The organism is Mycobacterium sp. TH-M116 (genome assembly GCF_057473685.1).
Map to the genome: position 1 here is coordinate 1 of NZ_JBYCLC010000128.1, position 12,548 is coordinate 12,548.

A 12,548-nucleotide genomic window follows, 5' to 3' on the forward strand; every position below is an offset into this window, starting at 1 on the left:
CAGCGCTATTTTCTGTTCTGATCGCTCGCGCGACACGTTCCCGGCGGGCGCAGTGGACGGGCTTCGGCAGCGCCGATACCGGGGCGTGGAAGGATCGATGAAGATATGCGCACCCGCAGCATGCCGAGCCCGCAGGAGCGGCTGTCCTCCGATTCCGCAGGGCGGATCGCGCCATGATGTCTCTCGCGGTGTTACTGACTCTGGCGGACTCGAGGCTGCCCACCGGGGCGCACGTGCACTCCGGCGGCGTCGAAGAGGCCGTCACGCGCGGCCTGGTGACCAACATGGAGACTCTGGAAGCTTTCCTGTGCAGGAGGATCCGCAGCCACGGGCTGGTCGCCGCATCGATCGCGGCGGCGGTGCACCGCGGCGAGCTCGCCCCGGCAGACGCCGACCGGGAGGCCGACGCGCGCACCCCGTCCCCGGCGGCCCGCCAAGCCTCGCGCAGCCAGGGCCGCGGGCTGACCCGGTTGGCGCGACGGGTCTGGCCGGACGCGGACTGGGATGCCATCGGCCCCCGCCCGCACCTGGCCGTTGCGGCGGGCCGGGTCGGCGCCGCCGGCGGGTTGAGTCCCGAGCAGAGCGCGCTGACCGTCGTCTACACCGCGATGACCGGCACGGCGACGGCCGCGCAGCGCCTGCTCGCGCTGGACCCGGCCGACGTGGCGGCGTGCACGTTTCGGCTCGCGGATCTGTGCGAGCACACCGCCGCCGAAGCGACCAAGGGACTTGCCGACCTGTCCGATCCGCTCCTGGACACGCTCGCACAGTGGCACGCCGAACGCGAGCGGCCGTTGTTCTCATCCTGAAAGGTTCGACATGACAACACATTCCCACACCCACACCCACACCCACACCGATCGGCCCCGACGCGTCCGCGGCCGCGGTGAGCCGCTGCGCATCGGGGTCGGGGGACCGGTCGGCTCGGGTAAGACGGCGCTGGTCGCCGCGCTGTGCCGGCAGTTGCGCGACGAGCTGTCGCTGGCGGTGGTGACCAACGACATCTACACCACCGAGGACGCCGACTTCCTGCGCAGGCACGCGGTGCTGCCAGATGACCGGATCGCGGCCGTGCAGACCGGTGGCTGCCCACATACCGCGATCCGCGACGACATCACCGCCAACCTCGATGCGATCGACGACCTGATCGCCGCCCACAGCGCGTTGGACCTGATCCTGCTCGAGTCCGGCGGCGACAACCTCACCGCCACGTTCTCGTCGGGACTGGTCGACGTGCAGATCTTCGTCGTCGACGTGGCCGGCGGCGACAAGGTGCCCCGCAAGGGTGGGCCGGGCGTCACCTTCTCGGACCTGTTGGTGGTGAACAAAACCGACTTGGCGTCGGCGGTGGGCGCCAGCCTGCAGGTGATGGCCCGCGACGCCGACGCGGTGCGCGAGGGCCGTCCAACGGTGTTGCAATCCTTGACCGAGGACCCGGCCGCGACCGGTGTGCTGGCGTGGGTCCGGACGCAACTGCGCGAGTTCGCCAGCCTCTGATGCGCTCCGAGCTCCTGGTGATCGCAGCCCCCAACCGGTTGCCGCGCATCGAATGCCGGGCCGGCGCTGTGACCGCTCGCTGCACCGCACCGGACACGGTCCACCTGGTGTCCGCAGCCGCCAACCCGCTGGGCGGCGACGCGATCGAGATTCGGGTGGTCGTCGCGCCGGGAGCTTGCCTGAAAATCCGCAGTGCCGCAGCCAGCGTCGCGCTGCCGGGACCGGCGACACCGACCTCGCACGCGCGCTGGGAGGTGGAGGTTGCCGGCGACCTTGACATCGACCTCGAGCCGACGGTCGTGGCCGCCCATGCGCGTCACCTGTCCGCCATCGCGGTGCGGCTGCACGAGGAGGGATCGATCCGGCTGCGCGAGCGAGTCCAGATCGGCAGGCACGGTGAGCGGGACGGGTTCTGGTCGGGAGCGCTGTGCGCCGACCGCGACGACCGGCCGCTCACACGGCACCGGGTGGAGCTGGGCGCCGGCTCCCTGGCCGACGACGCGCTGGGCGCCCCGCGCGCCAACGTCAGCGAATTGTGTTATCCGGCAATCGCTTCGGCCGCACGGGCCGATTCCCGGATGACGGTGCTGGCATTGGCCGACGGGGGAACGCTGAGCACCTGGCAGGGCGACCTGCTGTCCTGTTAGCGGCCAGTTAACTGGCGACCCGGCTGTCTTCCGAGCGATGCGCCTCGGCCGCCAGTTCGGCCAGCTGTTCGAGCCTCGTCCGCGCAAAAGCCTGCTGCTCGGTGATGGTCAGCTGGCCGCGCCGGTTGCTCAGGAAGGTCACCGCCCAGGACACCAGCGTGGTGACCTGGTTCTTGAACCCGACCAGATACACCAGGTGCAGCACCAGCCAAGCCAGCCAGGCGATGAAGCCGCTGAACTCGAGGGGGCCGATCTTGGCTACCGCCGAGAACCGCGACACCGTGGCCATGGAACCCTTGTCGAAGTACTGGAAAGGCTCCCGCTTCGTCGGATCGGCTCCGCGAAGTTCGGCTTTGATCGTGCGGGCCACATGCTTGGCGCCTTGGATCGCGCCCTGGGCCACGCCCGGCACCCCCTCGACGGCGGCCATGTCACCGACGACGAACACGTTCGGGTGTCCGGGAATGGACAGGTCGGGCAGCACCTTGACCCGGCCGGCGCGATCCAGTTCGACAGTCGACTGATCGGCGAGGTCCCGGCCGAGCCCGCTGGCCGACACGCCGGCGGACCACACTTTGCACTGGGACTCGATGCGCCGGACGGTGCCGTCGGAATCCTTGACCGTGATGCCGTTGCGGTCCACGTCGGTGACCATCGCGCCCAGCTGAATCTCCACGCCCATCTTCTCCAGCCGCGCGGCCGCACGCCGACCCAGCTTCTCCCCGAACGGCGGCAGCACCGCGGGGGCGGCGTCGAGCAGAATCACTCTCGCTTTGGTCGAGTCGATGTGCCGGAACGCGCCCTTGAGCGTGTGTTCGGCCAATTCGGCGATCTGACCTGCCATTTCGACACCGGTCGGACCCGCTCCGACCACGGTGAAGGTGAGCAGTTTCGCGCGGCGTTCGGGATCCCGGGAGCGCTCGGCCTGCTCGAAGGCGCTCAGAATGCGCCCGCGCAGCTCCAATGCGTCGTCGATCGACTTCATGCCGGGCGCGAATTCGGCGAAGTGGTCATTGCCGAAGTAGGACTGGCCGGCGCCGGCGGCGACGATCAGGCTGTCGTACGGGGTTTCGTAGGTGTGCCCCAGCAAGTCGGAGACGACCCGCTTGTGGGCCAGGTCGATGTGGGTGACGTTGCCCAGCAGCACCTGAAGGTTGTGCTGGTCGCGCAGCACCACCCGGGTGGCGGGCGCGATCTCTCCTTCGGAAATGATCCCGGTGGCCACCTGATACAGCAACGGCTGGAACAGATGATGGGTGGTGCGGGCGATCATCGTGATGTCGACGTCGGCTCGCTTCAGCATCTTTGCCGCGTTGAGTCCGCCGAATCCCGATCCGATGATGACGACCCGGTGCCGACGACTGGCTCCAGCTGTACCTTCTGGCTGGGGGCTCATGTGTATCCGTTGCTCCTGAGGGGCTCCTTGGTGCGTAACTCCGACTCGTCAATCACCGTAGTCACAGGGGTACCCGCCAAACCAAGCCACATGCGTGTGCGATCAACCACATCGAACGCATCTTCCCAGCTCATCGGTCGTGATACTCGTCATGCCGGGCGCCGCTGGCGTGACCCCTGCCACAAGCCCTCAGAGACCTAAGAGCGGACGCAGCGCCTCGCCCGCCGCGGCGATCACGCCGGGTGTGTAGAACGGCACGTTGATGATGAGGCTGTCGATGCCTGCGTCGAGCACGTTGGTCTTGAGTTGCTCGGCGACCGATTCGGCGCCGCCGACCACCATGCGCCGGCTCATCTCCGCGGGAATCTGGTCGGGTTTGGCGTTCTCGTCGATGAGTGCCGTGACCAGCGTGCTGGTTTCGAGAGTGGCAGGGTCGCGGCCGATCTCCTCGCACCGCTGTCGCACCACCTGCAGCTTGCGCGGCAGCTCGTCGAACCCGGCGATCACGTTGAGGTGATCGAAGTGCCGCGCCGCCAACGGGATCGTCTTCTTCTCGCCGCTACCGCCGATCATCAACGGGATGTGGTCGCGGTAGCGGGGATTGGCCAGCGCCTCCGTCGTGCGATACCAGTTGCCCGAGAAGGAAGGTCGCTCACCCTTGAGCATCGGCAGGATGATCTGCAGCGCCTCGTCGAGCCTGTTGAACCTGTCGGTGAACGTGCCGAACTCGAAGCCGAGCTGGTCGTGCTCGAGTTCGAACCAGCCGGCTCCGATGCCCAGAATGGCCCGGCCCCGGCTCACCACATCCAGCGTGGTGATGGTCTTGGCCAGCAAAGTGGGGTTACGGTACGTGTTGCCGGTCACCAGGGTGCCCAGTTGCACCCGCTCGGTGGCGGTGGCCAGCGCCCCCAAGGCGGTGTAGGCCTCCAGCATCGGCTGGTCGGGCGAGCCGAGCATGGGTAGCTGGTAGAAGTGGTCCATCACGAAAACCGAGTCGAAACCGGACGCTTCGGCCTCGCGGGCCTGGGCGATCACGGTGGGGAAGAGCTGGTCCACCCCGGTGCCATAGGAGAAGTTGGGAATCTGCAGACCAAGTCGTATAGCCACGCCAGTTACCGTAACGATCGGCCCGCGGGGGGTAAACCGGCGGTCCGCGCCAACGGCGACGGGTTCAGGCGAACTGGGTCAACGCGCCGTGGCTGACGTGCAGGGTCTGGCCGGTGATGTGGCGGGCGGCCGGGGTGGTCAGGAACAGCGCAAGGCGGGCGAATTCCGCCGCAACCGGCGGGGGTGTGCGCGAGAGGCCGTCGTAGCCGGCCTGCGCGCTGCGCCCGCAGGCGACCGCATTGACTGTGATTCCGCGCGTGCCGAAGATGCCGGCCTGCCCGGCAACCCAGCTCGACAGGGCGGCCTTGATCGCGGCATCGACGCTGCCCGCCGGGGGGTTCTCCGTCACCACGCCGATGATGGAGCCGCCCGAGCGCAGATGGTCGCCCACTGCCTGCACGGTCAGTACCACCGACAGCACCGTCGCGTCGAGGGCGTTTCGCCACGCGTGCGCGGTGTCGGCGATCGAGTAGGTACGCGGGTCGGCGGCGTCCCAGGACGGCGCCGGTACGTGGACGATGGTGTCGAGATGCTGGGGGAAAAGTCCACGGGCCTCGTCGAGGCCGGCCGGGTCGGTGGTGTTGCAGACGATTGCGTCTGCGTCGAGTTCTTTTGCGGCGATCTCGACCTCGCCGCGGCGTGCGCCCACCAGTGTCACCTTGTGGCCGGCATCGCGGAAAGCCTCGGCAACTGTGCGCCCCACTTCGGTGTCCCCGCCGGTGACCAGCACGTCCACTGCCATGACCTCCTCGTGTTCACCGTCGAACCCACACCCGGCTCTCATGCCCGCGGACCTGGTTCCGGCGCCTGCGATGAACGTATGTTACTGGACGGTAGCTAGCCGGTGAAACCCCGGACGCCGGGACTCGCGGACGATGTGGATCGTTACTCGGCCGTCACGCTTGCAAACGGCCCGGGCCGGCCCTCGCCGGTTATGGTTCACGCCGGCCTTCACCCGGATCGGCGGGCAGTTCACGACCGACAACCCAGGCGATGTCGCCGATTTGGAGTTCGCCGGTTCGTCCGAACTGGCGACGCAGCTGACCCTGGGCGCCACCGCCGACGTCTTCGCCTCAGCGGACGCCGTGCAGATGGACACGGTCGCCAAAGCGGGACTGCTGGCCGGCGGTCAGGCGAACGTCGCCTCGAACACGCTGGTGATTGTCACTGCTCCCGGGAACCCGCAGAAGATCGGGAGTTTCGCCGGGCTGACCAGGCCCGGCCTGAACGTGGTCATCTGCCAACGACCGGTGCCGTGCGGTTCGGCGGCTCGGCGCATCGAGGACGCGACCGGCGTGCACCTGACGCCGGTCAGCGAGGAACTCAGCATCACCGACGTCCTCGGCAAGGTCACCTCGGGACAGGCCGACGCCGGGCTGGTCTATGTCTCCGACGCCACGAACGCCTGAGACGCGGTGTCAACCGTCGATTTTCCCGAGGCCGCCGCCGCGGTCAACATCTATCCCATCGCGGTGCTGAAGAAGGCGCCGCATCCCGCGGCGGCGAGGCGGTTCGTCGACCTGGTGATGTCGAGTCCCGGCCAGCAGGTTCTGGCCCAGTCGGGATTCGCGAAGCCCTGACCTCCGACCGTGTCTTCCTCCACAAACCTGCCGCGCTGGGTGTATGTCCCGGCCGCGGCGGGGCTCGTCTTCGTGGTCTTGCCGTTGCTGGCGATGGCGAGCAAAGTCGACTGGCCGCATTTCTGGTCGCTGATCACCAGTTCGTCGTCGAAGACGGCGCTGCTGCTGAGCCTGAAGACCGCGGCCGCCAGCACCGCGCTGTGCGTGCTGCTGGGGGTCCCGATGGCGCTCGTGCTGGCGCGCAGCGCGACGCGCCTGGTGGGGCTGCTGCGGCCGCTGGTCCTGCTGCCGTTGGTGCTGCCGCCGGTCGTGGGTGGGATCGCGTTGCTCTACGCTTTCGGCCGGCTGGGACTGATCGGGCAGTACTTGGAGACCGCGGGGATCAGCATCGCGTTCAGCACGACCGCGGTGGTGCTGGCGCAGAGCTTCGTCTCGCTGCCGTTTCTGGTGATCTCCCTCGAGGGTGCTGCGCGCACCGCCGGAGCCGACTACGAGGTGGTGGCCGCGACGCTGGGAGCCCGGCCCGGCGTCGTCTGGTGGCGGGTCACCCTGCCACTGCTGCGGCCCGGCCTGGTGTCGGGCGCGGTGCTGGTGTTCGCCCGCTCACTGGGGGAGTCCGGCGCGACGCTGACGTTCGCCGGTTCGCGGCAGGGGGTGACCCGCACCCTGCCGTTGGAGATCTATCTGCAACGGGTGACCGACGCCAACGCGGCGGTGGCATTGTCGATCGTGTTGGTTGCGGTGGCGGCACTGGTGGTGCTGGGCCTGGGCGCGCGCAGGCTGACCGGGAGTGACAGCGGGTAGTCGCGGCGCACGGCGCGCTGCTGGTGAGTCATGATGGGCAGGCCGCCTTTCGAGGTTGATACCCCCAGGGGTACCGTGGAAAGCAACGAGCCGCACTACCGTTGTGGCCTGGTCCGACTGAGGAGTCGCTATGGCACGAGTCGTTATTCTCGGCGCCGGCATCGCGGGACACACCGCCGCGCTGCACCTGCGCCGATGGCTACCCCGCAAGCACGAGATCGTCGTGATTTCCCCCAACGCCGACTGGAACTGGATCCCGTCGAACATCTGGGTCGGCGTCGGCCGGATGGAAGCCGACAAGGTGCTGATTCCGCTCAAACCGATCTATGACCGCAAGGGCATCATCTTCCACCAAGCCCGCGCGACCGCGATCCGTCCGGAGGGGACGGGCAGTGAGGCGTCGCCGACGGTCGACTTCACCTATACCGATGCCGAACGCAACGGCCAGACCGGCTCCGTGGTGTACCACTACTTGATCAACGCCACGGGCCCGCAACTGAACTTCGCGGCCACGCCCGGCCTTGGCCCGGACGGACATTCGTACTCCGTGTGCACGGCCGACCACGCGATCGAGGCGTCCGCGGCACTCCACAAGGTGATGGCCAAGATGCGGGCCGGCGAGAAACAGCGCCTCGTCGTCGGCGTGGGCCACGGCACCTGCACCTGCGAGGGAGCAGCATTCGAATACGCCTTCAACGTCGACAACACGCTGCGCGCGGCGGGCCTGCGCGACATGGCCGAAATCGTGTACCTCACCAACGAGTACGAGCTCGGCGACTTCGGCGTCGACGGCATGCAGTTCGAGGAGAAGGGATTTCTGCAGTCGAGCCGGATGTGGACCGAGTCACTGTTCCGCGAGCGCGGCGTCAAGGCCATCACCCAGGCCGCCGTGCACGAGGTGATGGAAGGCAAGCTGCGCTATGAGCAGCTCGACGGCAAGGAGCACGACCTGGACTTCGACTTCGCGATGCTGCTGCCGCCGTTTCGGGGCGTTCCCCTCGCCGCCTACGACAACGGTGGTAACGACATCACGTCCACGCTGTTCGCGCCGTCGGGATTCCTCAAGGTCGACGCCGACTACTCGGGCAAGCCGTACGACGAGTGGTCCGCCGAGGACTGGCCGCACACCTACGAGTCCCCGGCGTACCGCAACATCTTCGCCCCGGGCATCGCGTTCGCGCCGCCGCACCCGATCTCCAGGCCGCGAAAGAGCCCCAACGGCACGGTCATCACCCCGAGCCCGCCGCGTACGGGCATGCCGTCGGGAATCATGGCCAAGACGGTCGCCGAGACCATCCGGGACCGCATCACGCACCCCGACGCCGTCGCCCACCGCGCCTCGATGGCGACCATGGGCGCGGCATGCGTCGCCTCCGCGGGCGCGGGGATGCGCGACGGGTCGGCCGCCGCGATGACGATGTTCCCGGTGGTCCCGGACCCGAAGAAGTATCCGCAGACCGGCCGCGACATCGCAGGCACGTCCGGCGAGCTCGGGCTGGCCGGGCACTGGATCAAACTGTTGCTGCACCACATGTTCATCTACAAGGCCAAGGCCAGGCCGTTTTGGTGGTTGATCCCCGAGTGAAAGGCGGTCCCATGACTTCCATGGACAGCGAGAGCATCGGCTCAGAGGTGAACCTGCGGACTGCCGAAAGTATCGCGGACGCGCCGCTGCCCACCCGCTCGAAGCTGCGGATGCGGCAGAACCTGTTCGTGCAGTTCTGGCGGTTCGCCAGCATCAACCTCAAGATGATGCGGATCATCCTCAGCGGCCATCACTGACGCGTAGCCGGCGTTGAGCCAGTTGCAGCTTCGCGCCGTGATCGCCGGTCGCCGACTGGATGTGGAGTTCTCGGTGGCTGTCGACGAGGTGCTCGCGGTGCTGGGGCCCAACGGCGCCGGCAAGTCGACGGTCTGCCACGTCATCGCCGGGCTCGTGCGCCCCGACGAGGGGGTGGTGCGGCTGGGGGATCGGATGCTGACCGACATCGCGGCCGGGGTCGACGTGGCGACGCACGAGCGCCGGGTGGGGTTGCTGCTTCAGGATCCGCTGTTGTTCCCGCACCTGAATGTGGTCGACAACGTCGCCTTCGGGATGCGCAGCCGTCCTGCGCCCATCAGAACATGCCGTTCCGCGCACGCCAGGCACAGGACGGCCGCGCTGCGCTGGCTGCGCGAGGTCGACGCCCACCAGCTCGCCGACCGCAAGCCGCGCCAGTAGTCGGGTGGCCAGGCCCAGCGGGTGGCGATCGCGCGGGCGCCGGCGGCCGAGCCCGATGTGCTGCTGCTCGACGAGCCGTTGTCCGGCCTCGACGTCGCCGCGGCCGCGGCCATCCGCGCGGTGCTGCGAGCGGTGGTGTCCCGCAGCGGCTGCGCCGTGATCCTGATAACCCCTGACCTGCTGGACGTGTTCACGCTGGCAGACCGGGTCCTGGTGCTGGAGTCGGGCAGGATCTTCGAATTCGGCCCGGTGGCCGAGGTGCTGACCGCCCCGCGCAGCAATTTCGGAGCGCGCATCGCCGGTGTCAACCTGGTCAATGGCGCCGTGGGGCCCGATGGCTCGTTGCATGACCGGTCCGGCCGCTGCTGGCACGGCATACCGGCTCAGGAGTTCGGGGCGGCTCTGGCCGAGGGGCGGGACGCGGTGGCGGTGTTCGCGCCGACGGCGGTCGCGGTGTACCGGCACCCGCTGCACGGCAGTCCGCGCAACACCGTCGAGCAGAGCGTCGCCGAGCTCGACACGCGCGGCTCGGCGGTATTGGTGCGCGGCCGCGAGCAACCCGACGGCGCGCCCGGCCTGACCGCACAGGTCACCGTCGAGGCCGTGGCGGAGCTGCGGCTGATCCCCGGGGAACGGGTGTGGTTCAGTGTCAAGGCCCACGAGGTCGCCCTGTACCCGGCACCGCGGCGACACCCCGGCTGACGAGCGGGCGCGCTGACCAATTGTCGCAGGGACCACACGAGAAAAAGCGCACCACATTGTCAGCAAGCCACCCTTGCGTCACAGCCGTAACGCGGTAGGTTCGTCGCCATGGATCGGGAGGACCTCAACTCAACGCGCCGCAGGAGACTGTGGGCCACGCTGGCGATCGCGGCCGCGGCCGGTGTCAGCGCGGTCGGTATCGCACTGCCGGCGACCTCGAAGGCCGATCCGGAACCCGGGCCACCGCCGGCCACCACGGCCGCGCCCGCGCCCTCGCCTTCACCCGCGCCCGCCCCGGGTGACCCGAATGCGGCGCCTCCGCCGGCCGACCCGAACGCGGCGCCCCCGCCGGCTGACCCCAACGCGCCGTCCCCGCCGCCGGCCGACCCCAACGCGCCGCCCCCGCCACCGGACCTGCCCCGGATCACGAACGCCGTCGGAGGGTTCAGCTTCCTGCTGCCTACCGGGTGGGTCGAATCGGACGCCTCGCACCTCGACTACGGCTCGGCCATGCTGAGCAAGACCACCGGAGAGCCGCCGATGCCGGGCCAGGCGCCGCCCGTCGCCAACGACACCCGGATCGTCCTGGGCCGGTTGGACCAGAAGCTCTACGCCAGCGCCGAACCCGACAACGCCAAGGCCGCGGTACGGCTCGGCTCGGACATGGGTGAGTTCTACATGCCCTACCCCGGCACCCGCATCAACCAGGAATCAACCCCCCTCAACGGCAACGGGCTCACGGGCAGCGCGTCGTACTACGAGGTCAAGTTCAACGACACGGCCAAGCCCAACGGCCAGATCTGGACCGGCGTCATCGGCGCGCCCGCCGCCAACGGCGGACCACCCCAGCGCTGGTTCGTGGTGTGGCTCGGCACGTCCAACGACCCGGTGGACAGGGCCGCCGCCAAGGCGCTGGCTGAGTCGATCCAGCCCTGGGCGCCGCCAGCGGCGGCGCCGGGAGCGCCGGCGCCCGAGGCCCCCGGCCAAGCGCCCGGACCGGCCCCGGCAGCGCCGGCACCTCCCGTGCCGGCCCCCGCAGCCCCCGCGCCGGCGCCGGAGGTCCCGACTCCCGTCCCCGCCCCGGGCCAGGCGCCCGCGGGACAGGTCAGCCCGACGCCCGCACCGGCACCGGCACCGCAGCCGACGATGCACACCTGAGCGGCACATTCGGATCACCCGCGTTGGGCCAATCGTCTCCGATTCGGCACCGGATTCGTTACGCGAACCGGGTATACCGAAACCACGGCCCACGAACGTGAGCTGGGATTTGCCGGCAAATGCAAGGAGACGCGCATGAACGTCATCGCAGCTACCGAATACCTGGCGTTGAACCTCAACGGAAAGACGGGCATCGGGTGGATTGGCTACATCATCATTGGCGGCATCGCCGGCCTTATAGCGAGTAAGGTCGTGAAGGGCGGAGGATCCGGCATCATCCTCGACATCGTGATCGGCGTTGTCGGCGCGTTCATTGCAGGCCTCGTTCTTAATCTCTTGGGTGTAGATGTCAATAACGGCGGATATTGGTTCACATTCTTCGTCGCCTTAGGCGGTGCCGCCGTCTTGCTATGGATTTCGCGTCTCGTCCGTAGAACTTAGCCGTCAATGCTGGTGCGGCTCGTTGTTAGCTGCACGGCTTGATTCCTCGACGACGTTGATTCCGAAATGGCTATCTACAGACCAGCTAGGTCGAACAGGACGCTCGTCAACACCGCGGGTGGAGTCTGGATCTTCACCTTCTTCACCGCGCTGCTCGGCTCGGTGATCCTGCTGTGGCTCGTCGGCATGGTGAAAAAGACCTAGCCGGAATCAACCCGTTGCGGCCGTGGCGGACAGCGGCATGATGGACTGATGCCCTCAACCGCCACGGCGACAACGATGCGCGCTTGGCGCGTGCGCCGGCCCGGACCGATGGCCTCCGGACCACTCGAGCAAGTCAGCACCGAGGTGCCGCGGCCCGCGCCGACGGAGTTGCTGGTCGCCGTCAAAGCCTGCGGCGTGTGCCGCACCGATCTGCACGTCACCGAAGGTGACCTTCCCGTCCATCGCGACCGGGTGATCCCCGGGCACGAGGTGGTCGGAGAGGTCATTCAGGTGGGCTCGGCAGTGGGCTCGGCGGACGGTGACGGCTTCCGGGTAGGGGACCGGGTGGGCATAGCGTGGCTGCGCCACACCTGCGGCGCGTGCAAATACTGCCGTCGCGGCAACGAGAACCTGTGCCCCGAGTCGCGTTACACCGGCTGGGACGCCGACGGCGGATACGCCGAATTCGCCACGGTCCCGGCCGCGTTCGCCCACCATCTGCCGGGCGGTTACAGCGACAGCCAACTCGCGCCGCTGTTGTGCGCCGGGATCATCGGATACCGCTCCCTGCTGCGGACGGAACTGCCGCCGGGCGGGCGGCTCGGCTTGTACGGCTTCGGCGGCAGCGCGCACATCACCGCGCAGGTCGCTCTGGCGCAGGGCGCCGAGGTGCACGTCATGACCCGAGGTGCGCAGGCGCGGGAGCTGGCGCTGCAGCTGGGCGCCGCCTCGGCTCAAGGCGCCGCCGATGCCCCGCCGGTGCCGCTGGACGCCGCGATCCTGTTCGCCCC

At 68.6% G+C, this 12,548-nt stretch carries 13 protein-coding genes and 2 pseudogenes; 12 read left to right on the forward strand and 3 right to left on the reverse strand.

The window, feature by feature from the left end:
• Positions 1-173: 173 nt before the first annotated feature.
• Genes AC2VOK_RS06235 through AC2VOK_RS06245 form a run of 3 tightly spaced genes read left to right on the forward strand, consistent with a single transcriptional unit; the run spans position 174 to position 2,144 of the window.
• A complete protein-coding gene (locus AC2VOK_RS06235; RefSeq protein ID WP_428899704.1) occupies positions 174-809 on the forward strand; it encodes an urease accessory protein UreF in 636 nt (211 codons plus the stop codon).
• A 10-nt stretch (positions 810-819) separates the two neighbouring features.
• The gene (gene ureG / locus AC2VOK_RS06240) at positions 820-1,497 is read left to right on the forward strand and encodes an urease accessory protein UreG (protein ID WP_428899705.1); all 678 of its coding nucleotides are present in this window, start codon (positions 820-822) and stop codon (positions 1,495-1,497) included.
• Entirely contained in the window at positions 1,497-2,144 is a 648-nt protein-coding gene (locus AC2VOK_RS06245; protein ID WP_428899706.1) for an urease accessory protein UreD, read from the forward strand. The genes ureG and AC2VOK_RS06245 overlap by 1 nt, the downstream gene beginning before the upstream one ends.
• Before the next feature lie 7 nt (positions 2,145-2,151).
• On the opposite strand, the gene AC2VOK_RS06250 is transcribed toward AC2VOK_RS06245, so the two are convergent.
• The 3 genes from AC2VOK_RS06250 to AC2VOK_RS06260 all read right to left on the reverse strand — a co-directional run bounded on the left by AC2VOK_RS06250 (position 2,152) and on the right by AC2VOK_RS06260 (position 5,389).
• Positions 2,152-3,540: an NAD(P)/FAD-dependent oxidoreductase gene (locus AC2VOK_RS06250; protein WP_428899707.1), complete on the reverse strand. Its 1,389-nt coding sequence runs from the start codon at positions 3,538-3,540 to the stop codon at positions 2,152-2,154.
• A gap of 189 nt (positions 3,541-3,729) precedes the next feature.
• Positions 3,730-4,647 (reverse strand): LLM class F420-dependent oxidoreductase, encoded by a 918-nt coding sequence (locus AC2VOK_RS06255; protein ID WP_428899708.1) that lies wholly within the window; start codon positions 4,645-4,647, stop codon positions 3,730-3,732.
• A gap of 64 nt (positions 4,648-4,711) precedes the next feature.
• The gene (locus tag AC2VOK_RS06260) at positions 4,712-5,389 is read right to left on the reverse strand and encodes an SDR family oxidoreductase (RefSeq protein WP_428899709.1); all 678 of its coding nucleotides are present in this window, start codon (positions 5,387-5,389) and stop codon (positions 4,712-4,714) included.
• A gap of 205 nt (positions 5,390-5,594) precedes the next feature.
• Here AC2VOK_RS06260 and modA point away from each other — a divergent pair.
• From modA to AC2VOK_RS06305, 9 genes and pseudogenes are all read left to right on the forward strand, one after another.
• A pseudogene (modA, locus tag AC2VOK_RS06265) lies at positions 5,595-6,227 on the forward strand (molybdate ABC transporter substrate-binding protein); the annotation flags it as partial.
• A 9-nt stretch (positions 6,228-6,236) separates the two neighbouring features.
• Positions 6,237-7,031 carry an ABC transporter permease gene (locus AC2VOK_RS06270; protein ID WP_428899710.1) on the forward strand — a complete coding sequence of 265 codons (795 nt, stop codon included), beginning with the start codon at positions 6,237-6,239 and terminating at the stop codon, positions 7,029-7,031.
• Positions 7,032-7,161: 130 nt separating this feature from the next.
• On the forward strand, positions 7,162-8,616 hold the full coding sequence (locus AC2VOK_RS06275) for an NAD(P)/FAD-dependent oxidoreductase (protein ID WP_428899711.1): 1,455 nt from the start codon (positions 7,162-7,164) through the stop codon (positions 8,614-8,616).
• Positions 8,617-8,627: 11 nt separating this feature from the next.
• Entirely contained in the window at positions 8,628-8,813 is a 186-nt protein-coding gene (locus AC2VOK_RS06280; RefSeq protein WP_428899712.1) for a hypothetical protein, read from the forward strand.
• Between the two features lie 13 nt (positions 8,814-8,826).
• Positions 8,827-9,954, forward strand: a pseudogene (locus tag AC2VOK_RS06285) (sulfate/molybdate ABC transporter ATP-binding protein).
• A 108-nt stretch (positions 9,955-10,062) separates the two neighbouring features.
• The gene (locus AC2VOK_RS06290; RefSeq protein ID WP_428899713.1) at positions 10,063-11,112 is read left to right on the forward strand and encodes an alanine and proline-rich secreted protein Apa; all 1,050 of its coding nucleotides are present in this window, start codon (positions 10,063-10,065) and stop codon (positions 11,110-11,112) included.
• Positions 11,113-11,247: 135 nt separating this feature from the next.
• The gene (locus AC2VOK_RS06295; protein ID WP_428899714.1) at positions 11,248-11,553 is read left to right on the forward strand and encodes a GlsB/YeaQ/YmgE family stress response membrane protein; all 306 of its coding nucleotides are present in this window, start codon (positions 11,248-11,250) and stop codon (positions 11,551-11,553) included.
• Between the two features lie 66 nt (positions 11,554-11,619).
• Positions 11,620-11,757, forward strand: coding sequence for a GlsB/YeaQ/YmgE family stress response membrane protein (locus AC2VOK_RS06300; RefSeq protein WP_428899715.1), 138 nt, complete (start codon positions 11,620-11,622; stop codon positions 11,755-11,757).
• Between the two features lie 48 nt (positions 11,758-11,805).
• On the forward strand, positions 11,806-12,548 hold a 743-nt coding region (locus tag AC2VOK_RS06305), incomplete at its 3' end, for a zinc-binding alcohol dehydrogenase family protein (protein ID WP_428899716.1).

What these genes read in the sequence shown, in the direction of transcription:
- AC2VOK_RS06235 (WP_428899704.1), top strand. Translation starts at nt 174, where the DNA reads ATGATGTCTCTCGCGGTGTTACTGACTCTGGCGGACTCGAGGCTGCCC.
- ureG (WP_428899705.1), top strand. Translation starts at nt 820, where the DNA reads ATGACAACACATTCCCACACCCACACCCACACCCACACCGATCGGCCC.
- AC2VOK_RS06245 (WP_428899706.1), top strand. Translation starts at nt 1,497, where the DNA reads ATGCGCTCCGAGCTCCTGGTGATCGCAGCCCCCAACCGGTTGCCGCGC.
- AC2VOK_RS06250 (WP_428899707.1), bottom strand. Translation starts at nt 3,540, where the DNA reads ATGAGCCCCCAGCCAGAAGGTACAGCTGGAGCCAGTCGTCGGCACCGG.
- AC2VOK_RS06260 (WP_428899709.1), bottom strand. Translation starts at nt 5,389, where the DNA reads ATGGCAGTGGACGTGCTGGTCACCGGCGGGGACACCGAAGTGGGGCGC.
- AC2VOK_RS06275 (WP_428899711.1), top strand. Translation starts at nt 7,162, where the DNA reads ATGGCACGAGTCGTTATTCTCGGCGCCGGCATCGCGGGACACACCGCC.
- AC2VOK_RS06280 (WP_428899712.1), top strand. Translation starts at nt 8,628, where the DNA reads ATGACTTCCATGGACAGCGAGAGCATCGGCTCAGAGGTGAACCTGCGG.
- AC2VOK_RS06290 (WP_428899713.1), top strand. Translation starts at nt 10,063, where the DNA reads ATGGATCGGGAGGACCTCAACTCAACGCGCCGCAGGAGACTGTGGGCC.
- AC2VOK_RS06295 (WP_428899714.1), top strand. Translation starts at nt 11,248, where the DNA reads ATGAACGTCATCGCAGCTACCGAATACCTGGCGTTGAACCTCAACGGA.
- AC2VOK_RS06300 (WP_428899715.1), top strand. Translation starts at nt 11,620, where the DNA reads ATGGCTATCTACAGACCAGCTAGGTCGAACAGGACGCTCGTCAACACC.